Source organism: Streptomyces sp. NPDC050418 (assembly GCF_044458745.1).
Classification (GTDB): Bacteria; Actinomycetota; Actinomycetes; order Streptomycetales; family Streptomycetaceae; genus Streptomyces.
In genome coordinates this window covers 163,375-184,998 of the sequence record NZ_JBITIG010000015.1, presented here as the reverse complement: position 1 = coordinate 184,998, position 21,624 = coordinate 163,375, and the positions used below count along the sequence as shown (strand labels likewise).

20 protein-coding genes are annotated in these 21,624 nt (G+C 70.5%); 7 read left to right on the top strand and 13 right to left on the bottom strand.

The genetic code is table 11. The features are described from left to right. Positions 1-1,185, bottom strand: coding sequence for a sensor histidine kinase (locus tag ACIBI4_RS31255; RefSeq protein WP_399207534.1), 1,185 nt, complete (start codon positions 1,183-1,185; stop codon positions 1-3). Between the two features lie 163 nt (positions 1,186-1,348). Between ACIBI4_RS31255 and ACIBI4_RS31250 the strand changes: the two genes are divergently transcribed. Beyond that, on the top strand, positions 1,349-2,272 hold the full coding sequence (locus tag ACIBI4_RS31250) for an ABC transporter ATP-binding protein (protein WP_399207533.1): 924 nt from the start codon (positions 1,349-1,351) through the stop codon (positions 2,270-2,272). Next, complete coding sequence (locus tag ACIBI4_RS31245) at positions 2,269-3,135, top strand: ABC transporter permease subunit (protein WP_399207532.1); 867 nt, start codon at positions 2,269-2,271, stop codon at positions 3,133-3,135. The genes ACIBI4_RS31250 and ACIBI4_RS31245 overlap by 4 nt, the downstream gene beginning before the upstream one ends. A 20-nt stretch (positions 3,136-3,155) precedes the next feature. On the opposite strand, the gene ACIBI4_RS31240 is transcribed toward ACIBI4_RS31245, so the two are convergent. Beyond that, positions 3,156-4,769 carry an ABC-F family ATP-binding cassette domain-containing protein gene (locus ACIBI4_RS31240; protein WP_399207531.1) on the bottom strand — a complete coding sequence of 538 codons (1,614 nt, stop codon included), beginning with the start codon at positions 4,767-4,769 and terminating at the stop codon, positions 3,156-3,158. Between the two features lie 234 nt (positions 4,770-5,003). On the opposite strand from ACIBI4_RS31240, the gene ACIBI4_RS31235 reads away from it, so the two are divergent. Then, complete coding sequence (locus tag ACIBI4_RS31235) at positions 5,004-5,384, top strand: ribonuclease domain-containing protein (RefSeq protein WP_399207530.1); 381 nt, start codon at positions 5,004-5,006, stop codon at positions 5,382-5,384. Positions 5,385-5,473: 89 nt separating this feature from the next. Here ACIBI4_RS31235 and ACIBI4_RS31230 read toward each other — a convergent pair whose 3' ends face one another. Beyond that, complete coding sequence (locus tag ACIBI4_RS31230; RefSeq protein ID WP_399207529.1) at positions 5,474-5,674, bottom strand: hypothetical protein; 201 nt, start codon at positions 5,672-5,674, stop codon at positions 5,474-5,476. Positions 5,675-5,821: 147 nt separating this feature from the next. Between ACIBI4_RS31230 and ACIBI4_RS31225 the strand changes: the two genes are divergently transcribed. Beyond that, positions 5,822-7,099, top strand: coding sequence for a sensor histidine kinase (locus ACIBI4_RS31225; RefSeq protein ID WP_399207528.1), 1,278 nt, complete (start codon positions 5,822-5,824; stop codon positions 7,097-7,099). Between the two features lie 25 nt (positions 7,100-7,124). On the opposite strand, the gene ACIBI4_RS31220 is transcribed toward ACIBI4_RS31225, so the two are convergent. The 5 genes from ACIBI4_RS31220 to ACIBI4_RS31200 are packed head-to-tail and all read right to left on the bottom strand — an operon-like array spanning position 7,125 to position 13,622. Continuing rightward, a complete protein-coding gene (locus tag ACIBI4_RS31220; protein ID WP_399207527.1) occupies positions 7,125-7,724 on the bottom strand; it encodes a TetR/AcrR family transcriptional regulator in 600 nt (199 codons plus the stop codon). A gap of 12 nt (positions 7,725-7,736) precedes the next feature. Further along, positions 7,737-9,125 (bottom strand): PQQ-binding-like beta-propeller repeat protein, encoded by a 1,389-nt coding sequence (locus ACIBI4_RS31215; RefSeq protein ID WP_399207526.1) that lies wholly within the window; start codon positions 9,123-9,125, stop codon positions 7,737-7,739. Beyond that, positions 9,122-10,669, bottom strand: coding sequence for a PQQ-binding-like beta-propeller repeat protein (locus ACIBI4_RS31210; protein WP_399207525.1), 1,548 nt, complete (start codon positions 10,667-10,669; stop codon positions 9,122-9,124). Before ACIBI4_RS31210 ends, ACIBI4_RS31215 begins: the two co-directional genes overlap by 4 nt. Beyond that, positions 10,666-12,063 carry a PQQ-binding-like beta-propeller repeat protein gene (locus ACIBI4_RS31205; protein ID WP_399207524.1) on the bottom strand — a complete coding sequence of 466 codons (1,398 nt, stop codon included), beginning with the start codon at positions 12,061-12,063 and terminating at the stop codon, positions 10,666-10,668. Before ACIBI4_RS31205 ends, ACIBI4_RS31210 begins: the two co-directional genes overlap by 4 nt. Next, complete coding sequence (locus tag ACIBI4_RS31200; protein WP_399207523.1) at positions 12,060-13,622, bottom strand: PQQ-binding-like beta-propeller repeat protein; 1,563 nt, start codon at positions 13,620-13,622, stop codon at positions 12,060-12,062. The genes ACIBI4_RS31205 and ACIBI4_RS31200 overlap by 4 nt, the downstream gene beginning before the upstream one ends. A 127-nt stretch (positions 13,623-13,749) precedes the next feature. On the opposite strand from ACIBI4_RS31200, the gene ACIBI4_RS31195 reads away from it, so the two are divergent. Together ACIBI4_RS31195 and ACIBI4_RS31190 are read left to right on the top strand one after the other, a co-directional pair. Beyond that, positions 13,750-14,415, top strand: a complete 666-nt coding sequence (locus tag ACIBI4_RS31195) for a response regulator (RefSeq protein ID WP_399207522.1) — start codon at positions 13,750-13,752, stop codon at positions 14,413-14,415. Between the two features lie 85 nt (positions 14,416-14,500). Next, positions 14,501-15,007: a GyrI-like domain-containing protein gene (locus tag ACIBI4_RS31190; protein WP_399207521.1), complete on the top strand. Its 507-nt coding sequence runs from the start codon at positions 14,501-14,503 to the stop codon at positions 15,005-15,007. 48 nt (positions 15,008-15,055) lie between these two features. Here ACIBI4_RS31190 and ACIBI4_RS31185 read toward each other — a convergent pair whose 3' ends face one another. The 5 genes from ACIBI4_RS31185 to ACIBI4_RS31165 are packed head-to-tail and all read right to left on the bottom strand — an operon-like array spanning position 15,056 to position 20,172. Then, on the bottom strand, positions 15,056-15,493 hold the full coding sequence (locus ACIBI4_RS31185; RefSeq protein WP_399207520.1) for a DUF6892 domain-containing protein: 438 nt from the start codon (positions 15,491-15,493) through the stop codon (positions 15,056-15,058). A gap of 43 nt (positions 15,494-15,536) precedes the next feature. Continuing rightward, entirely contained in the window at positions 15,537-16,922 is a 1,386-nt protein-coding gene (locus ACIBI4_RS31180; RefSeq protein WP_399207519.1) for a GH1 family beta-glucosidase, read from the bottom strand. Between the two features lie 56 nt (positions 16,923-16,978). Then, complete coding sequence (locus ACIBI4_RS31175) at positions 16,979-17,866, bottom strand: carbohydrate ABC transporter permease (RefSeq protein ID WP_399207518.1); 888 nt, start codon at positions 17,864-17,866, stop codon at positions 16,979-16,981. Then, complete coding sequence (locus tag ACIBI4_RS31170) at positions 17,859-18,827, bottom strand: carbohydrate ABC transporter permease (protein ID WP_399207588.1); 969 nt, start codon at positions 18,825-18,827, stop codon at positions 17,859-17,861. Before ACIBI4_RS31170 ends, ACIBI4_RS31175 begins: the two co-directional genes overlap by 8 nt. A 25-nt stretch (positions 18,828-18,852) precedes the next feature. Further along, positions 18,853-20,172: an ABC transporter substrate-binding protein gene (locus tag ACIBI4_RS31165; protein ID WP_399207517.1), complete on the bottom strand. Its 1,320-nt coding sequence runs from the start codon at positions 20,170-20,172 to the stop codon at positions 18,853-18,855. A 195-nt stretch (positions 20,173-20,367) separates the two neighbouring features. On the opposite strand from ACIBI4_RS31165, the gene ACIBI4_RS31160 reads away from it, so the two are divergent. Continuing rightward, on the top strand, positions 20,368-21,606 hold the full coding sequence (locus ACIBI4_RS31160) for an ROK family protein (protein ID WP_399207516.1): 1,239 nt from the start codon (positions 20,368-20,370) through the stop codon (positions 21,604-21,606). The last annotated feature ends 18 nt before the right edge of the window (positions 21,607-21,624 follow it).

Below are 21,624 nucleotides of genomic sequence, written 5' to 3'. Positions count from 1 at the left end.
TCACTGTCCCTCCGCCGGAACCGGCAGCCGGGCCGTCACCCGGAAGCCGCCCTCGGGGCACGGCCCCGCCTCGAACACGCCGTGCAGCAGCGCCACCCGCTCCCGCATCCCCACGATCCCGTACCCGTCGGCGCCGAGCGCCGCGCCCCGGCCGCGGTCCGTCACGGTGACGGTCAGCTCCCCGGCGCGGGCGTCGATGCCCACCACGCAGTCCGGCACCCCCGCATGCCGTACGACATTGGTGACGGCCTCCTGCACGATGCGGTACGCCGACAGCTCCAACTCCGGGGGCAGCGGCGCCGGTTCGCCCGTACGCCGCAGGTCCACCCGCACTCCCGCGTCCTTCGCCGCCGCCACGAGCCGGTCGAGGTCCGCGAGACCCGGTGCCGGATCCAGCGGTGCGCCCTCCGACTGCCGCAGGGCGCCGAGCATCCGGCGCAGCCCCGAGAGCGTCTCGCGGCTGGTCGTCTCGATGGCGCCCAGGGCCTTGCGCGCCTCGCCGGGCTGGGTCTCGATGACCCGCCGCCCCACCCCCGCCTGGATCGCGATGATGCCGATGCTGTGCGCCACCATGTCGTGCAACTCCCGCGCGATCCGCAGCCGTTCGGCCGTCACGGCCTGCTCGGCGGCGCGGGCGCGCAGGGCGCGGGCGTGTTTGCTGCGCTCGGCCACCGAGTAACCGATCAACCAGGCGGTGGCCAGGGCGAGCACGAGCGTGACGATGGTGCTCACCGTGACATCCGCGCCCGCGCGGAAGTACGGGACGGCGGCGATCTGCGCGGCCAGGGCGAGCACCGCGGCCGCGACCGCTTCGCGGCGCGGGCGGGTTGCGGCGACGAACCCCACCGCGAGATCGCTGTACAGCGCCTGCAGATAGGCGATCTGCCAGGCCTGCTGGGTGTCGTACGGCCAGCCCGCATCGTCCCTGGCCAGCACGGTCGCCGCGAAAGACCCGGCCAGGAGCAGCACCAATGCGGGCAGCGGGCGGCGCAGCAGCAGCGGTACGAGGAGCACCACGAGCAGCGCCGAAGGCAGCAGCCGCACACCCGTCAGCTCCTCCTCGGCGAGGACGGCGAGGACGAGGAGCAGCGGGTACGCGACCCCGGCGCACCACGCGCCCGCCTCCACGAGGACAGCACGCCGCGACCGTACGGCACCCGAAGCCGGCGGCGGGGTGCCGCTCATGCGGAGCCGGTGGAGGGCGGAAGGGCGTTCATGCGGTGATCATAGGCAGCCGCGGGCCCTCCGACATCGGCCCACGGGCTTACACCCGTGGGCTACAAGGCCCCGCCCGATGTGCCCGGTGGCCCGATGCCAGGAGGGGCCCGCGAGCACGACCGTGAACAGCGTGATCGAAGCCAATGACCTCACGAAGCGCTACGGCGGCACCACCGCCGTACGCGATCTGTCCTTCACCGTCCGCCCGGGCCGCGTCACCGGCTTCCTGGGCCCCAACGGCGCAGGCAAGACCACCACCCTGCGTCTCCTCCTCGGCCTGAACGCCCCGACGGCGGGCACGGCCACCATCGACGGACACCCTTTCGCCGGACACCCCCGCGGCCTGCGGCGCGTCGGCGCGCTGCTCGACGCCCAGGACGTGCACGGCGGCCGTACCGCGCGCGCCCACCTCAAGGCACTCGCCGTGAGCAACGGCATCGACCGCCGCCGGGTCGCCGAGGTGCTCGCCGAGGTCGGCCTCGCGCCGGCCGCGGGCCGGCGGATCGGCGGGTTCTCGCTCGGGATGAAACAGCGGCTCGGTATCGCGGCGGCCCTGCTCGGCGATCCGCCCGTGCTCGTCTTCGACGAACCGCTCAACGGGCTCGACCCGGAAGGCGTGCAGTGGCTGCGTGCCCTCCTGCGGCGCCTGGCCGCCGAAGGCCGTACGGTTTTCGTCTCCAGCCATCAGATGTCCGAAATGGAGCTGTGCGCCGAGGAGTTGATCGTCATCGGCCGCGGCGAGCTGATCGCCGCGGAGAGCCTCGCGGAGTTCGCGGCCCGCGGCACGAGCCAGGGCGTACGGGTGCGGGCGGACGACCACGAACGGCTGGCGTCGGCGCTGCGCGCGGCGGGGGCGACGGTGGTGACCGGGGAGCAGGAGCCGGGGAACGGGCCTTTGACCGTGACCGGTCTCGAACCCGGCCGGATCGGCGAGCTGGCCCTGCGCGAGGGCATCGCCCTGAGCGAACTCACGCCACTGGAGGCCTCGTTGGAGCAGGCCTTCATGGAACTGACCGCCACCAGCGTCGACTACCTCGCGGGAGAGCCCCGATGACCACCGCCGTCCGCACGGCCGCCGTGCACACCGCCGCCGCCCCGGCCGCCCGCTTCCGCCACCTCCTCGCCGCCGAGTGGATCAAGCTCTGGTCGCTCCGCTCGACGTACTGGGTGCTCGGCGCCGGTGCGCTCACGGTGATCGGGATCAATGTGAACTCGGCGTACTCCAACGCCGACCGTCTCTCGCGCATGCCCGCGGAGCCGCCGTTCCCGCCGCCCGGCCGGCCCGAGACGCCGGTCCTGACCTTCGACGCGATGCACACCGCCTTCCTCGACCCCGCCTGGCAGATCTTCATGGTCGTGGCGTGCAGCGTCGGCGCGATCGCCGTGTTCGGCGAATACACCAGTGGGCTGATCCGTACGACCTTGACCGCCGTACCCGACCGGCGCGCCGTCGTCCTTGCCAAGGCCGCCGTCGTGACGGCCGCGATGACGGCGCTCGGCGCGATGGTGGCCTGCACGAGCCTGCTCGTCACGCAGTTCCTGCTGCGCGAGCACGGAGGTGTGTCCCTCGCCGACCCCGACGCTCTCCAGGCCGTCGCGGGCTCCGCCCTGCTCGCGCCGCTCTGTGCCCTCGTCGGCATGGCGATCGGCGCGGTCGTGCGGCATGCGGCGGGTGCCGTCGTCGGTGCGATCCTCACGCTGCTGCTCCTGCCGGTGCTCTTCCAGGGCGAGACCTACCGCTGGGTCGCCGAGATCGGCAACGCGATGCCGCTCGAGGCCTGGGAGACCCTCAGCGGCAACCACTGGGGCGGGGGCGCGTATCCGGTCACCGTCACCGAGGCCTGGGTGGTCTACGGGGCCTGGGCGACGGTCTCCCTCCTCGTCGCGGTCGAGGCGGTGCGGCGCCGGGACGTGTGAGCCGGCCCGGGAGAGAGGTCCTACTGCTCCAGGTGCAGCTTCCGCCCGGTCCAGCGCCGCCGCAGCCAGCGGTCGTGACTCGCCACCACGACCGCACCGGGCCCCGGCCCCAGTGCGTCCTCCAGCTCGTCGCACAGCACGGGGGACAGGTGGTTCGTCGGCTCGTCGAGCAGCAGCAACTGCGGCGGGCGGGCCACCAGCAGCGCCAGCGCGAGCCGCCGCCGCTGCCCCACGGACAGCCGCCCGACCGGCGTGCCCAGATCGCGCTCGGCCAGCAGTCCGAGCGAGACGAGCGGCACCTGCTCGGCCTGCTCCTCGCCCAGCGCCAGCACATACGTGTCCCGCACCGTGCGGCCCGGCCGCTTGAACACACTGTCCTGCGTCAGCCGTCCGACCGTGAGTCCCGGGCGCCACAGCACGGTCCCCTCGGCCGGCAGCCGCCCGGCGAGCACCGCGAGCAGCGTCGACTTGCCCGCGCCGTTCCCGCCGGTGACCAGCAGCCGTTCCCCGGACCGCAGTTCCAGGTCCACCTGCGCGAGCCGGCCGGGCACGCGCACGTCCTGCAGCGACGCGAGCGGGCCGGTCCGGGCCTCGGACGCCAGCTCCTCGGCGGTGAACTGCAGGGGGCGGGGCGGCTCGGCGACCCGGGCGCGCTCCAAGTCCTCCACCCTGCGGGCGGCGTTGCGCACGCGCCGCGACACCTGCTTCTGCACCCGCCCGGCCCGGCGCCCGTACCCCATCTTCTCGTTGTCCGTCCGGCCGCGGTCCGGCGCGACCCGGGGCGCGGTCACGCCGGCGGCGTGCCGCAACTGCTCCCATTCCTCCTGCTCCTCCGCATACCTGCGCTCCCAGCGCGCCCGCTCGGCCCGCTTCTCGGCCACGTACGCGCTGTACGTGCCGCCGAAGCGGACCGGGCCGTCCACCGCCGGATCGAGGTCGACGAGATCGGTGCAGACCGCGTCGAGGAACGCCCGGTCGTGCCCGGCCACCACGACGGTTCCGGGCAGGGCGCGCAGCTGCTCCTCCAGGAACTCGGCCGCCGCGTCGTCGAGATGGTTGGTCGGCTCGTCGAGCAGCAGCGCCGAGGGCCGCCGTACGAGCAGGGCGGCGAGCGCGAGCCGGCCGCGCTGCCCGCCGGACAGCGAACCGAGCGTGCGCTCGTGGCCGAGCGAGCCCAGCCCCAGGCCGTCCATGACCAGGCCCGCGCGACGTTCCGCGTCCCAGGACTGCCGGTCCCCGGCCTGTTCGAGGCGGCTGCCGTACGTTGCGAGGAGCTCCGGATGGCGCGGGTCGTCCGCGGCGAGGCGGGCCAACTCCTCGCCGAGCCGCTCCAGTTCGGCCAGGTCCTCGCGGGCCTCGCGCAAGGCCTCGTCGAGCACCGTGGCGATCCGGGCGCCCGCCTCGTACGGCAGTTCCTGCTGCAGGAAACCCAGGTCGGCGGGGCGTGTGACGCTGCCGGCATCGGGCGCGTCCACGCCCGCGAGGACGCGCAGCAGCGTGGACTTGCCGACGCCGTTCTCGCCGATGAGGCCGATCCGGCGGCCGGGGGCCGCGGTGAGGGAGACACCGTCGAGGATGCGGCGGCCGCCGAGAACCCGGACGAGATCGTGGGCGAGCAGAGCGGGCTGGGGCATGGGAACCGTCCGAGAGGAGAGGGCAGAACGGTCCGTCGAACGGCGAGCGGTGAGGGGCTGCCGCGCCGACGGTGCGCGGTGATCACCGCTCGCTCAAGGTCCCGTGCAGGGTAACAGCCGGCTGTCCGGCCGGGACTTGTGTGCGGGTAGTGGCGGTGAACCACCGGAGAATTCACGGGAGTTCACCGGACGGGCCGTTGACAGTCACAGGTCTACGCGCGTCATCCTGAGGGCATGCGAATCCCCCCACGTATCACCGCAGCCCTGACCCTGTCCGCCGCCCTGCTCCTCGGCGGCGCCGCCCCGATGGCCACCGCGGCCCCCGAGGCCGTCGGCGACATCTGCTACTCGGCGCTGCCGAGCCAGGCCCACGACACCCTCGACCTGATCGACGCGGGCGGCCCCTACCCGTATCCGCAGGACGGCACCGTCTTCCAGAACCGCGAAGGGCTGCTGCCGCAGCAGTCCTCGGGCTACTACCACGAGTACACCGTCGAGACCCCCGGCTCCCCGGACCGCGGTGCGCGCCGCATCGTCACGGGCGAGGAGCAGGAGGAGGACTACTACACGGCCGACCACTACGAGTCCTTCGACCTGGTCGACCCCGACTGCTGAGCCGGGCCGCGCCGGCGGCCGGGTGACCCTCCGGTGACGGCGGCCGGGTGCGCCTTCCCGCGCTCAGGGCTTCGTGCTCACTCCTGGGCTCAGGATTTGGCGCTCTCGGCCGCCGCGAACAGGGCCACGGCGAGCGCCATCACCGTGATCCCGGCATACAGCTCCCAGCCGTCGAAGAAGCCGAGCTGCTGGATGAGCCCCCACTTCACCCAGCCGAAGAGCTCGTAGACCACCGCGCCCGTCCCTTGGAAGAGCAGGACCACCCCGAAGAACTGCAGAAGATCTTTCATGCCACCGATCGTGTCCCGCTCCCGCGGCCCGCGGCATCGGCCGACGGGTGAGCCCGCCGGGCCGAAAGTCGCCGGCCTCGCGACTTTGGTCTACGGGAGCGGGCGTCGGCCCACGTCAGCGGCCGTACCTGCGTAAATTTGCCGACTATGAGCTGGAGCAAGAGCAGGCCGCGGACCGCGGACACCCCCTCGCCGCGCGAGTACCGCTGGCCCAGCCTGCTGCCATCGGCGGTCGCCGCCGAGCTCGACCCCGACCGTGCCGCCCGTAACGGCGGCCGCCCGCGCAGGACCGCACGCGACTGGACCGTCGACTTCCTCTGCTTCCTCGTCGCCGTCGTCATCGGCATGGTCGGTGCGGAATCGATCGGCAAGAACCCGAACGTGTCCGAGAACGTGGCGCACCTCGATCAGCTCGTCGGCGCCGTCGCCTGCGCGGCGGTCTGGCTGCGCCGCCGCTGGCCGGTCGGGCTCGCGATCGCGATGCTGCCGGTCAGCCTCATCTCGGATACAGGGGGCGGCGCCGCGGCAATTGCCATGTTCACGCTCGCAGTGCACCGGCCGTTCCGTTACGTGGCGTGGATCGGCGGTCTGTCGACGGCGCTGGCCCCGCTCATCTACGTGCTGCGCCCCGACGCGGACATCCCGTACGGCGTGGCGGTCGCGTTGGCCGTGATGCTCAATCTGACCGTCATCGCCTGGGGCATGTTCGTCCGCTCCCGCCGTCAGCTCCTGCTGTCGCTGCGCGACCGCGCGCTGCGCGCCGAGACCGAGGCCGAGCTACGGGCCGAGCAGGCGCAGCGCCTCGCCCGCGAGGCCATCGCGCGCGAGATGCACGACGTGCTCGCCCACCGGCTGACGCTGCTCAGCGTGCATGCGGGCGCGCTCGAGTTCCGGCCCGACGCACCCCAGGCGGAGATCGCCCGGGCCGCCGGGGTCATCCGCGACAGCGCGCACGAAGCGCTGCAGGACCTCCGCGAGATCATCGGCGTGCTGCGCGCCAACGACGCCGCCGAGGAATCCGGCCGGCCCCAGCCCACGCTCACCGCACTCGACCAACTCGTCGCCGAATCACGGCAGGCCGGGATGGAGATCCGCCTCGACCACCGCATCGAGGACCCCAAAGCCGTCCCCGCCGCCACCGGCCGCAACGCCTACCGCATCGCCCAGGAAGCCCTGACCAACGCCCGCAAGCACGCCCCCGGATCCACCGTCACACTGCAGATCGCCGGCGCCCCCGGCGACGGCCTCACCCTCGACATCACCAACTCCGCCCCGCCGGGCGAGGTCCCGCACGTCCCCGGCTCGGGCCAGGGCCTGATCGGCCTCACCGAACGTGCCACCCTCGCCGGCGGCCGCCTCGACCACGGCAAGGAGGCGGACGGCGGCTTCCGCCTCCACGCATGGCTGCCCTGGCAGGAACGCTAGCCCTCGCCGCATGCCCCGCCCCGGCTCAATCCGGCCGCACCGACCGCCAGATCCGGTCCGGCAACTCCCGTACCACCTCGTCGAGATCGAGCTCCGCGAAGGTGTGCGTGAGGGAGCGGCGCGCTGCCTCGATCACCGGCCCGAGCACCAGGATCTCCAGGAGCGGCTCGGGCAGCGGGGCGATCTGACCCGCGGCGATCCGCGGTTGCATCCAGGCGGCGATCCGCCCGAACTTCTCGTTCTTGAGCGCCCTGATCTCCTCGGCATGCGCCGCCAGATGACCCGAGTACGACGAGGCGTGCAGGAACAGGGCGGCGTCCCGGTGGTCCCGGATGAACCGCAGATACGTGCGCACGAGGGCCTGGATCCCGGTTCGCGGCGTGCGCGTACGGTACAGCGCCTCGATCATCTCGTCGCAGACCTGCGCCATGCACCGGCAGTACAGGGCGGCCGCGAGCCCGTCGAAACTGCCGAAGTGGTGGTACAGACTGCCGAGGCTGACCCCGCTTGCCTGCGTCACGGCGCCCACCGTGAACCCCTCCTGACCGCGCTCGGCGTAGACCGCCAGAGCGCTGGTCAGAAGATGGTCGACGGTGACGGCACCGCGGTGCTGCTTGTGGGCCATGAGCCTCCCTGCTCAGTCGGACGCGCCGAACACGGCCGCGAGGTAGGGAGGGTCGTCGGGGTCGGGCTGTCGGACCGACAGTTCCGACAGGAACAACCGCCCGTCGGTGTACCGGATTTCGACCTTGTCGGTGCCGGCGAAGTGCTGCTGAGCGGCGGCGGATTCGCGGTCCTTCTCCGGCACGGTCAGGTACACCGTTTCCTTGAAGGTCCGGCCGTCGATCTTGATCACCTGCCCGGGCGTGATGAACGTCGGCATTCGGCTCGCGATCAGATCCCGCCCGTCCATCCTGATGATCCGCAACGGGTTCTTTCCGCCGGAGTCGGCCCGCTGACCGGTCGCCTTGCCGGTCGCGAGGTCGAAGGAGACGATCTCGTTCACCGACTCGGCGTCGTTCTTCGTCCGCCGCTCCTCCGTGGCCAGGTACAGCCGGTCGTTGCCGACCGCGACGCCGTCGCAGTGGATGTGCACAAGAATCGTGCAGGGCGAACCGAACCGCTCCGGATCGACCGCGATCTTGCTGCGCAACGTGCCCTTGCGGCGGTCGATCGAGAAGTAGTCCGTGAGCTTCGCTTCCGAGAAACCAGCGACGACCAACGGATCGGCCGACACGAGCTGCGCGAAGTCGAGCGCCTTCGGGAGTTTGTACGTGGAACGGGGCTTGCCGCCGTCGTCGAGGACCTGGACCTGGGCGCGTGAGTTCTCCTCGTGCCCGCAGTTCTGCAGCGCCACCAGGCCGTCCTCACTGCCCTCGTACGCCATGTCGTAGCAGGTCTGGGCCGGCCGGGGCTCCCAGCGAAGGTCGCCGCTGCCGAGCTCGAAGGCCGCACCGCCCCCATCTCCGGCGACCGCCACCTTGCCCGCGCCGACCGCGAGCTGACGGAATGCGATCTTGGTGCCGGACCGCTTGACGCTGTGCTGCCACAGCATCAGTCCGGCATCGAGGTCGAGGACGGCGATCTCCGTACAGGGCTCGGGCGTACCGCCCTTGCCGGGCATTCCGTCCCGGAAGAGCACTCCGGTGCGGCCCTCGTCCACCGTCTGCGTGTAGTCACAGATCTCGCCGCCCAGCGCGATCTCCCAGACCTGACGACCGCTCTTCAGGTCGTAACCGGCCACGGATCCGAGGCCGTTCTTCACATACGTCTCATCCGTCACCCAAGCGCCCGGGGCGAAGGCGGTCTCGTTCTTGCCGACCTTCGGATCCATCACCGGGAACAGCAGCCGCGCCTTCGGGTCGACAGGCTTCTTCTCCGTCCCGGGCCCGTCGAACTGCGCCTGCTGCTTGCGGTCGCCACCACCCGGCGCCTCGTCGTCCCCGCCCCACACGAACCAGACCCCACCGCCCACGACCAGTACGAAGGCGACCACGACGCCGACGATCCAGCCGAGGCGGCTCATCCGGCGCTCCCGTACGACAGCATCTGTGCCTGCTCCTTCATGTCATCGTCGGGGGAGACGCTCACGGGGAGGAAGAAGCGCCCGTCGCGATACGTGCCCGAACCGGCCAGCCGCTCCAAGGGGTGCGCCGTAGTGCCCAGCTTCATCACGGTCTTCGGCTCCTCGCCCTTCGGCCCGATCCGTACGAGCCTCCCTGGCTCCTTCGAGTCGGCCTTCACGTAACCAATCACCGAGGACCCATCGATCCCCACCGTCAGCATCGGCCGGTTCTCCGCCGGCTCGGACGTCCACTTGATCTTTCCGCTGTCGAGGTCGAACGCGACGATCCGCGACCGTCCGTTTCCGTACTCGCCTCCCGGCTTGGCGGACAGATACAACAGGTCCTTGCCCACGGCGCCCCCTGAGCAGATCAGCGCACCGCGTGCTGAGTCGGCGCCTTCCGGGCACTCTGCGAAGGCGTACTTGCCGAAGTCGATGGCCGAACGCAGCTTGCCGTTGCCCGTGAGGGAGAGCACCGACCACTTGGACCTGTCACCCGCCGTGTGGACGGAGACGACCGGCGGATCGACGGAGTACACGGTTCCGAACATTCGCTGCCTGGTCTTCTTGGTCTTCGCATCCTTCGGCCGGTAACGCCACGCGATCTTCCCGGACTTGGGGTCGACCTCCTTGATCTGGCCGAACCCCGGGTCCGTGGCAGAGCAGTGGTCCAGGACCAGGAGCTTGGTGCCGCCGGCGACATCATCCGGGGCGCAGCCACCCGATGAGTCCTCGGCGAGTCCGAACAGGCGCTTGCCGTCGGACACCCGGTAGCCTTCGGCGATCATGTCGCGGGCCACCGCCACCGTGTTTCCGGTGATCGCGAGACGGACGGTGATCGTGCTGTCGAACCTGCCGGACTCGTCCAGCTTCTTGCGCCAGCCGCCCGCCCCCTTCTTCAGATCGATCATCTGCAGGTGATTGCACCGGCCGCCGCTGTTGTCGGCCTTCCCCTGGTAAGCGACGACCACCTTGCCGTCCGGCGTCGGCTGCGCCGGGGTGTCGCAGATCGCGGCCGGCAGCGTGATGCTCCAGGCCTTGGAGCCGTCCGTCACCTTGAACGCCGTGACCTCCCGGTACACGGCCCGGATCACCAGGTCGTCGACGAACCACGGGGTGTACCCGCGGCCGTCCGGGGGAAGATCCTGCTCGGTCGTCCCCAGCCAGGCCTTCGCCTCTCCCGTCTTCAGCCCGGCGTTGATGTCCTCGGGCAGGGGCGGGCGCGTGGACCCGGCACCGGGCGGGGCCGACGCGGGCGGCTTCTCGGCGTCCCCCGCTTCCGTCCGTCCCTTCCCGCCTTCCGTGTCGTCGCCGCTCACCGCGTACACGCCGGACCCGACGAGCAGCAGCGCCGCGAGCGCCGCACCGGCGGTGAGCACGGTCCGCCGCTCCCAGCGCGGAAGGCGCGCGGACAGCGGTCGCCTGGGGCGGGCGTTGCTGTGCGAGAACTCCGACAGCGGCCGTGCGTCGGGATCGCGGCGCGGCGGCTCGGGTGGCGAGGTCATGGCGCACCACCGAACGCCGCCGCCAGATACGGCGGTTCATAGCGCGACGCCGGCTTGCGCACGTAGAACTCCGAGGCGAAGAAGCGGCCGTCGACATAGCGGAGTTCGACCTGGTTGCCCACGAAGTGGCCCATCACCGTGGCCGCTTCGGCGTCCCGCGGGACGGTGAGGAGGAGGGTCTCCTTGAAGGTCCGGCCGTCGATGCTGACGATCTGCCCGTTGCGGCCCGCAAGCGGCGGCCGGTAGGCCAGCACGTTCCGGCCGTCCATCCGCAGCGGCAGGATGATGCCGCGGTCGCCGGAGTCTGCCTTCTGGCCGGTCGCCTTACCGGTCGCCAGGTCGTACGAGACGATCTCGTTCGCCGACTCGGACTCACCCACGTTCATCCGCTGCATGGTGGCCAGATACAGCCGGTCGTTACCGACGGCGATCGACTCGCACTCGGTCGCCGCCTCGATCCGGCAGGCCTTCATGGTCTGCTTCGGATCGACCGCGATCTTGCTGCGCAGCTTGCCGCTGCGCCGGTCGATCGCGAAGAAGTCGGTGATCTCCATGGACTCCGAGAAGCCCGCGACGACCAGCGGGTCGTTCGAGACGACCTTGGCGAAGCCGAGGCCGGTCGGCAGGTTGTACGTGTGGCGGGGCTTGCCGCCGTCGCCCAGGATCTGGACGCGGGCGTGGGAGGTGTCCTCCTGACCGCAGGTCTGCAGGGCGACCAGGTCCTCACCGCTGCCGTAGGCGAAGTCGTAGCAGGTCTCGGTGGGCCGGGGTTCCCAGCGGAGCCGGCCGTCCGCGAGGTCGAACGCGGCGCCGCCCTCGTCGCCGGCGACCGCCACCTTGCCCGCACCGACCGCGACCTGGTCGAACTCGATCTTGGTGCCGGAGCGTTCGAGGCTCTTGTTCCAGAGCAGCATTCCGGCGTCGACGTCGATCACCGCGATCTCGGTGCACGGCTTGAACTTGCCGTCCTTGCCGGGCAGTCCGTCCTCGACCAGGATCCCGGTGCGCCCTTCCTCGTCCACCTGCTCCGTGAAGCCGCAGACCTGGCCCGCCAGCGGGACCTCCCACACCTGCCGGCCGCTCTGCAGGTCATAGCCGGCGATCTTCCCGACACCGCTCTTCACGTACGTGGTGTCGGTGACCCAGGAGCCCGGGGCCTTGAAGAAGTCGCTCTTGCCGACCTTCGGGTCGGCGATGTGGAAGAGCATCCCGGCCTCGGGGTCCGCCGGCACCTTCTCCTTGCCGGGACCGTCGAAGCGGGCCGTCTGCTGCTTGCCGTCGCCGCTCGGCCCGTCGTCACCGTCCGCGGCCATGAACCAGATCCCCGCCCCGGCGAGCAGCGCGAGCGCCGCCGCCGCGCCGACGAGGGACACGGGGGAACGGGGGTGGCTCACCGCGCACCCCCGTAGGAGAGCAGCCGCACCTGCTGTACGGAGTCATCGCCTTCGAGCAGCGAGTCCGAGAGGTAGAACCGGCCGTCGCGGTAGACGGTGTGGCCCGCCATGGCCTCGTACTCCAGGGGCTGCGCCGTCTTGCCGAAGGTGACGACCGTCTTGGGCTTGCCGCCCTTCGCGCCGATCCTCACGATCCGGCCCGGCGTCTTCAGGCCGGCCCGTACATAGGCGATCAGGGACTTGCCCTCGACCGCCAGCGGCCGGACAGACCAGGTGTCGACCGGCTTGGACGCCCACTTGACCTTGCCCTTGTCCAGATCGAACGCGACGATCTGGTTCGGGCCGAGCGCATCCTCCTTCAGCGGCTTGCTGGAGAGATAGAAGGTGTCCTTGCCGACCACCCCGCCCACACAGTTCTGCGTACCGCGTCCCGAGTCGCCGGCGCCTTCGCACTGGTCGAACTTGTACTTGCCGGCGTTGAGCGTGGAGCGCAGCTTCCCGTTCGACTTGAGGCTGACCACCGACCAGTTGAACTGGTCCTCCGACTCGAAGACCGAGAACACCGGCGGATCCACCGAGTAGACCTTGCCGATCCGCCACGGCATCGTCTTCTTCGTCTTCCTGTCCTTCAGCTGGTAACGCCACTTGATCTTCCCCGACTTGGGGTCGACCTGCCTGATCTGCCCGTGCGAGATGTTGTTCTTTCCGGGGCACCAGTCGACGACGAGGAGCTTCGACCCGCCCGCGACATCATCCGGAGAGCAGCCGCCGGTCTTCTCCTCACCGAGCCGGAACAGCTTCTTCCCGTCCTTGATCCGGTACGCCTCCGCACTCATGCTGCGCCCGACGAGGACGGTGTCACCACTGATCGCCAGATGGACGGTGATCGTGTTGTCGCCGTTCTTCTTCTCGTCGAGCTTCTTGCGCCAGCCGCCCGCACCCTTCTTCAGATCGATCATCTGCAGGCCGTTGCACTTGCCCCGCTCCTTGGTGGGATGGTCCCGGTACGCGACGACGACCTTCCCGTCCGGCGTCGGATTCACGGGGACGTCGCAGACCGGAGCGGGCAGCGGAAGGCTCCACAGCTTCGAGCCGTCGGAGGTCTTGAACGCCGTGACCTCCTTGTAGAAGGCCTGGACGACGGTGTCCTCACCGACGAACCACGGCTCGTGCACCAAGGTGTTGCCGTCGGGCAGATCCTGCTCGCTCTTCGCGTACCAGGCCTTCGCCTCGCCCTTCTCCAGCCCGGCGTTGATGTCCTTCGGGAGGGGCGGCCCTGTCGGCTTCGCGTCGGGACTGGCCGAAACCGTCGGCTTCTTGGACGCCCCGGCTTCCGTACGCCCCTTCCCGTCACCCTTGTCCTCGCCGCTCATCGCGTACACCCCGGAGCCGACGAGCAGCAGCGCCGCGAGCGCCGAACCGGCCACGATCAGGGTCCGCCGCTCCCAGCGCGGCAGCCGTGTGGACAACGGCCGCTTCGGCCGGGCATTGCTGTGCGAGAACTGCGACAGCGGCTGGGCGTCGGGGCTGCGCCGAGGCGGCTCCGGCGGCTGGTTCATCGTGGGTCCCCCATGGGTCAACTTCTCGGTTCTGGAAGAAGATTCCAGAACCGGGTTCTGGTCGACGGTCAGAGTAGCGATCTCCGCGCGACCCGGTGAGGTGTTCATGAGGGGATACGGTGGATCCATGAACGTGATCCGCCTGCTGCTCGTCGACGACGACCCTCTGGTGAGGGCCGGACTGTCCTTCATGCTCGGCGGCGACTCCGGCATCGAGATCGTCGGCGAGGCGGCGGACGGCAGCGAGGTGGCCGAGCTCGTGGACCGCACCCGGCCCGACGTGGTCCTGATGGACATCCGGATGCCGCACGTCGACGGTCTGACCGCGACCGAGCAGCTGCGCGCCCGCAAGGAGGCGCCGGAGGTCGTCGTCCTCACCACGTTCCACGCCGACGAACAGGTGGTGCGGGCGCTGCGCGCGGGCGCGGCGGGCTTCGTGCTCAAGGACACCCCGCCCGCCGAGATCGTCGCGGCGGTCCGCCGGGTCGCCGCGGGCGAGCCGGTGCTCTCGCCCGCCGTCACCCGTCAGCTGATCTCGCAGGCCGCCGCGCCCGAGCCGAACGGCGGGCGGCGGGAGAAGGCGCGGCAGCGGATCGCGGAGCTGGCCGAGCGGGAGCGCGAGGTCGCCGTCGCCGTCGGGCAGGGCAAGTCGAACGCGGAGATCGCCGCGCAGCTGTTCATGAGCGTCGCGACGGTGAAGGCCCACGTCAGCCGGATCCTCACCAAGCTCGACCTGAACAACCGCGTCCAGATCGCACTCCTTGCCCACGATGCGGGGCTCCTGGAGGACTGACGCGGCAACGGCCGATGGCCGACCCGGGTGAGCGGGGACGGTCCGTCGGGGTGCGCGGGGCCGGGCGGCCCGGCAGTATCACCCCATGGGGACTCAACCGCGCATCGTGGAGCGCGCCGAGCAGCGGTTCGTCGGCGTACGGGGCCGTGTCACCTGGTCGTCCTTCGGACTGATCGCCGACCGGCTGCCGGAGATCGTCGGCCTGCTCGCCGAGCGCGGCATCGCGCCGGCCGACGGCCCGTTCTTCAAGTACGAGCTCATCGACCCCTCGGATCCCGAGCACGAACTGCACGTGGTGGCCGGTGTCCCGGTGAACGAACGGGTCCGCCTCCCGCACCCCGACCTCTTCGCGGGGACCCTGCCCGCGGGGCGGTACGCGACGGTGCACCACGTCGGCCACCCCGACAAGCTCCTCGCGGCCGCCTCGTCCCTCCTCAAATGGGGCCATGCGAAGGGCGTGCACTGGGACATGGTCCGCACGCCCGAGGGCGAGGTATGGGGCTGCCGTCTGGAGAGCTACCACACGGATCCGCGGCTCGAACCGGACCTGGAGAAGTGGGAGACGGAGCTCTCGTTCCGGCTCGCGGACTGAGCCGTACGCCGTGGTCGGGGTGAGGACCACGGCGTACGCCTCACTGGCTCAACTCGCCTCGATGCCGCGGGCTTCGAGGATCTCCCACTTGTCGGGCGCCGCCAGCGTGCCGTCGTCCACGAAGGTGACCTCCTTCAGGTTGGGCAGCAGGGCGAGGTCGTCCAGGGAGCGGATGTCGAACAGGTCGTCCTCGCCGTCCCAGGCCGGCGCGCAGTGCCGGTAGATGTCGAGTCCCGCGTCGAAGCAGAGCTCCTCGATGCCGGCGAGCAGCTCGTCACCGATCTCCAGCGCCTCGAAGTACGCGCGGGGCTCGGCGAGCACCTCCTCGTGCAGACCGTTCGCCAGCACGTGGGTCGCGGCGTCGCGAATGCCCCGCGCGTGAAGCAGCGCGTGGAGGTCGAAAACGGGCGTGAGGAGGGGCTCCTGCCCGTACATGAGCTCATCGATCACAACAAGCTTGAAATTGAAGTCTTTGAACAGGGCCATGCGGAAGATGTAATCACGGCCGCCGGAGCCCCCTCACGGCACCTCACGCCGCCCGGCGCCCCCGTCCCCGGTGGCCCGCGATCAGCTCGGCGTAACGGCGGCCGCTGCCCTTCACCGTGCGCTTCTGCGTCGCGTAGTCGACATGCACCAGACCGAAGCGCTTGTCGTAGCCGTACGCCCACTCGAAGTTGTCGAGCAGCGACCACGCGAAGTACCCGGCCAGCGGGGCGCCGCCCGCCACCGCGCGGGCGCAGGCCGCGAGGTGTTCCTCCAGGTAGCGGGTGCGCTCGGGGTCGCGGACGCCGCCGTCCGGGTCGACGGTGTCCACGTACGCGGACCCGTTCTCCGTGACGTACAGCCGGCGTGGTCCGTATTCACGTGTGACCCGCAGCAGGATGTCCTCCAGGCTGCGCGCGTGCACCTCCCAGTCCATGGACGTGGTCGGCGCGCCCTCGACCGGGACCTGCCGTGCGTACGGTGCGGGCCCTTCAGGGTCGGCCGCGACGACCTGGCGGAAGTAGAAGTTCACGCCGAGCCAGTCGAGCGGTGCGCCGATCAGCTCCAAGTCGCCGTCGTGTTCGGGGAGTTCGACCCCGTACAGCTCCTGCATGTCCTCGGGATAGCCGCGGCCGAAGACCGGGTCGAGCCACCAGCGGTTGGTGTGGCCGTCCGCGCGGCGGGCCGCCTCGATGTCCTCGGGGCGGTCCGAGGCCGGGACGATCGGGCTGAGGTTGTTGACGATACCGACGCGTGCACCGGGCACGTTGGCCCGCAGCGCCTGCGTCGCGAGGCCGTGGCCGAGGTGCAGGTGGTACGAGGCGCGTACGGCCTGCGCGAGGTCGGTGACGCCGGGCGCCATCCGGCCCTCCAGATGGCCGATCCACGCCGAGCACAGCGGCTCGTTGAGCGTGCACCAGTCCTTGACGCGGTCGCCGAGCTTCTCGCCCACCACGGCCGCGTACTCGGCGAATCGCTGTGCCGTGCTCCGCTCCGGCCAGCCGCCACGGTCCTGCTGCCACTGCGGCAGGTCCCAGTGGTAGAGGGTGAGATGAGGCGTGATGCCCGCCTCGCAGAGGCCGTCCACGAGCCGGTCGTAGAAGGCGAGCCCCTTCGCGTTCACCACGCCGTCGGCCTGCGGGACGACGCGCGGCCACGCCACCGAGAAGCGGTACGCGTCCGCGCCCAGTTCCCGCATCAGGCCGAGGTCTTCGCGCCAGCGGTGGTAGTGGTCGCAGGCCACGTCACCGTGGTCGTCCCCGTCGATCTTCCCCGGGGTGTGCGAGAAGGTGTCCCAGATCGAGGGGGAGCGGCCGTCGTCGGCGACGGCGCCCTCGATCTGGTACGCCGAGGTGGCGGTGCCCCAGACGAAGTCGGCGGGCAGCGCGGCGAGGTCGCCGTGCGGGGTGCGGAGGTCGTCAGCCGAAGTCACGTAGTGCCTTTCCCATCGGATGAGGTGCAGGTGGTGCGGTGTGGTGCGGTGGAGCGTCACTTCACGGCCCCTGCGGTGAGGCCGGCCACCAGGTAGCGCTGGAGCAGCAGGAACCCGGCGACGATCGGCACGCTCACGACCAGCGAGGCGGCCATCACCTGGTTCCAGTACACGTTGTTCTCCGTGGCGTAAGCCTTGAGACCGACGGCCAGCGTGCGTGTGGTGTCGTTGGTCATCACCGAGGCGAAGAGGACCTCGCCCCACGCGGTCATGAACGCGTAGACGGCCACCGCGACGATCCCCGGCACCGCGGCCGGGACGACGACGCGGAAGAGCGCCCCGAGCGGTCCGCAGCCGTCCACGAGCGCGGCCTCGTCCAGGTCGCGCGGGATCGAGGAGAAGTAGCCGATCAGCATCCAGATCGAGAACGGCAGCGAGAAGGTCAGATACGTGAGGATCAGACCGCCGCGCGAGCCGTAGAGCGCGATGCCCGTGGAGTTCCCGATGTTCACGAAGATCAGGAAGAGCGGGAGCAGGAAGAGGATGCCCGGGAACATCTGCGTGGACAGGATCGTCACCGTGAACACCCGCTTGCCGCGGAACTCGTAGCGGCTCACCGCGTACGCCGCGAAGACCGCGATCACCACCGAGCAGACGGTCGCCGCGCCCGCCACGATCAGCGAGTTCATGAAGTACTTCGCGAGCGGGACGGTCTCCCAGATGTCGATGTACGGGCGGAACGTGATGTCGCTCGGCAGCCAGGTCCACTCGCCGAGGGTGTCCTCCAGGGGCTTCACCGAACTGGAGAGCATCACGTAGACCGGAAGCAGCGCGAAGAGCGCGAGCAGGCTCAGCACGATCCGGCGGGTCCACACGAAGGACCGGGGTGGCGCCATCGGGGAACGAGGCCGCCCGGCCGTCAGGGAGCGGGGTCGCTCAGACATCGACTCGCCTCTTTCCGCGCGAGGTGACCAGCAGGTACACCGCCGTGACCAGGAGCAGGAAGAGCAGCAGGAGCACGGACATCGCCGAGCCCGAGCCGAAGTTCCAGGTCAGGAACGACGATTGGTAGATATGGATCGAGACGAGGTCCGCGGCCTCGGGCGCCGACTTGCCGAACAGCAGGAACGGCGTGTTGAAGTCGTTGAACGTCCACAGGAACAGCACAAGGACCAGGACCTGGTTGACGGGCGCCAGCGAAGGCAGGGTGATCCGGCGGATCTGCTGCCAGATCCCGGCGCCGTCGAGCGCGGCCGCCTCGTACAGCTCGCCGGGGATGTTCTGCAGCCCGGCCATCAGCATCAGGAAGGCGAACGGCCAGGTCTTCCAGATCGCCACGATCGTCAGGGCCCAGAAGCTGTTGTCTCCGATCAGCCAGAAACTGTCGCCGCCGAGCACCGAGTTCACCAGGCCGTTGTCCCGCTGGAACATGAACGCCCAGGTGATCACGGCCGCGTAGACCGGCAGCGCGTACGGCGTCAGGAACACCGCGCGCAGTACCGCACGACCGCGGAAGTTCTCCTGCATCAGGATCGCCGCGGTGACCCCGAGCAGCCAGGAGAAGCCGACGGCGAGCACCGTGAACGCGCAGGTCACCCAGAACGAGTGGAGCAGCGCGGCACCGACGGGCGCGTCGAAGTCCACGGCGATACGGAAGTTGTCGAAGCCCGTCCACGGGGCGCTGCCCCAGTCGCGGATGTAGAACTGCGTGAGCTCCTTGAAGCTCATCACGGCGCCGATGACCATCGGCACCAGGTGGATGAGCAGTTCGAGCACGAGCGCGGGAAGCAGCAGTAGATACGGGAGCCCGCCGCGCCGCAGCCGGTCGGGGAGGCGCAGCCTGCGGCGCGGGGGCGGACCCCCGGCGGGGGAGCGCAGTGCTTCCCCCGCCGCGGGCGCCTTCATGTCGAGCGAGGTCACGTCGTGGTCCTCAGCTCTTGGTCATCTGCTGCTCGGCCTTGCCGAGCGCGGCCTTCACGGACTCCGTGGTCACCGGCCGGCCCGCGGCCGCGTCGGCGAACAGATCCTTGATGGCGGTGCCGACGACCGTCTCGAACTGCGACTCCTCGGGCACCTGCGGCAGCGGCGCCGCGCTCTTGCCGAGGACGTCGCGCAGCACGGAGGTGTCCGGCTTGCCGAAGGCCGCGTCCTCCTGGGCCGCCTTGACCGGCGGGATCGAGCCGTAGGTCGAGTTGAGGATCCGCTGCTCCTCGTCGGAGGTCATGAACTTCACGAAGTCCACGGCCCCGTCGAGGTTGTCGCTGTTCTTGAAGACGGAGATGTTGATCCCGGCCACCATCGAGTTGATCTGCTCGCCCTGTCCGGGCGTGCCCGACTGCACCGGAACGGGAGCGACCCCGTACTCGCTCTCGTCCATGCCCTGCGACTTGAACGTGGAGGCGGCGGCCTGCCACAGCACCATCGCCGCCTTGCCCTTGGAGAAGTCGCTGAGCGACTGGTTCTGGGCGTATTCGGCGGCGCTCTTGGACGTGATCCTGTCCTTGGCCATGAAGTCCACCCACTGCTTCACGCCCGCGACCGCGCCGTCGGAGGTGAAGTCCGGCTTGCCGTCCTCGGTGAAGAAGTCGGCGCCGTGCTGCTTGGCGAGCACGAAGGCCTGGTGGATGTGGTTGGAGAGATTGCCGCCTTCAAGAGCCAGACCGTAGGTGTCGCCCTTGGTGACCTTCTTGCCGGCCTCGACCAGCTCGTCCCAGGTGGCCGGCGGCTTCTCGATCCCCGCGTCCTTGAAGATCTTCTTGTTGTAGTAGAGGGCGTACGACAGCGAGTACAGCGGGACCGCGGCGGGGTCCTTGCCCTCCGCCCCGGCCGCGGCGACGGCCGCCTCGGTGAACCGGTCCCGGCCGCCGATCCTCGCGAAGTTCTTCTCGTCCCACGGCAGCAGCGCCCCGGTCGCCTGCAGCGAGGCGGACCAGGTGTTGCCGATGTTCAGGACGTCAGGACCCTGGCCCGAACTTGTCGCGGCCATGATGCGGTTGAGCAGGTCCGACCACGGGACGACCTCCAGCTCGACGTCGATCCCGGTCTTCTTCTCGAACTTCGCGATCTCCTTGGTGAGGATCTTCTTGTCGGCCTCGATGCTCGGGCCCTGGTTCGAGGCCCAGTACGTGAGCTTCTCGGGGCTTTTGTTGCTGCCCTCGCCGTCGGTCGCCGTACCGCCGCCGCAGCCGGCGGCGGTCGCGGTCAGGGCGAGGACGAGGGCGGCGGCAGCGGCGGCTCGTATCGTGCGCATGAGGGCCCCTCTCAGGGGGTGGCCCCGTTCAACTCATGAACGGGCGTCACGGCTAAATTCAAGGCGTGAGTTAAGTAGTGAGAGAAGGGGGCGTCAAGAGCTCGCGCACGAGTTCACGGGCACGTTATGGTCACGGACGCAGGGCAGTCGGGAGCCACGGGTGGCTGCTGTCCGCGGGCCAAGGGAGGGGCGAGCATGGCGCAACCACACCGGCGGACCGTGCGTGACCTGCGACGCAGCAATCGCGCGACGGTGCTCGGGCGGCTGTACTTCGAAGGTCCGCTGAGCCGCCAGGAGCTCGGCCCGCTCACCGGCCTCAGCTCCGGATCGATCAGCAACGTGGTCGGAGAACTCGTCACGGACGGCATCGTCGAGGACGCCGGATCCGTGGAATCCGACGGCGGACGCCCCCGTACGCTGCTGCGCGTCGCGCCCGGCAGCGGCCATCTCGTCGGCGTGGACGTCGGCGAGACCCGGATCCGCGTCGAGCTCTTCGACCTCACGCTCACCGAACTCGCCCGCGCCGACCTGCCGTTGCCGCCCGACGGACACGACGTCGAACGGGTCGTACGGCTCATCGGCGAAGGGCTCCGGCAGGTGCTCCTGCTGCGCGAGAACCCCGAGCGGCCGCTGCTCGGCATCGGGGTCGGCGTCCCCGGCATCGTCGACTCCGGCTCCGTCGTGCACGGCCAGACCATCGGCTGGGACGCCGTGCCGCTCGGCTCGCTGCTGCAGTCCTCCGGCCACCTCCCGTCCGGGATACCGCTGTTCATCGACAACGGCGCCAAGACCCTCGGCCGCGCCGAGATGTGGTTCGGTGCGGGCCGCGGCGCCCGCAATGCCGTCGTCACCCTGATCGGCTCCGGTGTCGGCGCGTGCGTCATCGCCGACGGGGTGCCCTACCAGGGCGCCACCAGCAGCGCGGGGGAGTGGGGGCACACGGTCCTGCAGGTCGTCGGCGGACGCTCCTGCCGGTGCGGTGCGACCGGCTGCCTGGAGGCGTACGTGGGCGCCGAGGCGCTGCTCCAGCGGTGGCGCGAGAACGGCGGCCGCTGGTCGGCGGCCGACGAGGAAGGCGCGCTGGCCGAGCTCCTCGCCGCGCCCGACGCGGCCGGACTCCTCGACGAGACCGCGCGCTACCTCGGCGCGGGCATCGCCGACCTCGTCAATCTCTTCAACCCGGAACGCATCGTCCTCGGCGGCTGGGCCGGCCTCCTGCTCGGCCCCCGGCTGCTCCCCGCGGTCCGCGAGGCCGCCGCCTCGTACGCCCTGCGCCACCCCTTCGCGGGCACCTCCCTGGTCCTGGGCCGCCTCGGCCCCGACGCGGTCACGGTCGGCGCGGCGACCCTGCCGCTCGCCCGCTTCCTGGAGGCGGGCGGCGTGATCCGCACGGAACCCGCGGACGCCCGCCGCACCGGATCCCCGGTCGCTTGATCTTCCGGGTTAGCCTCG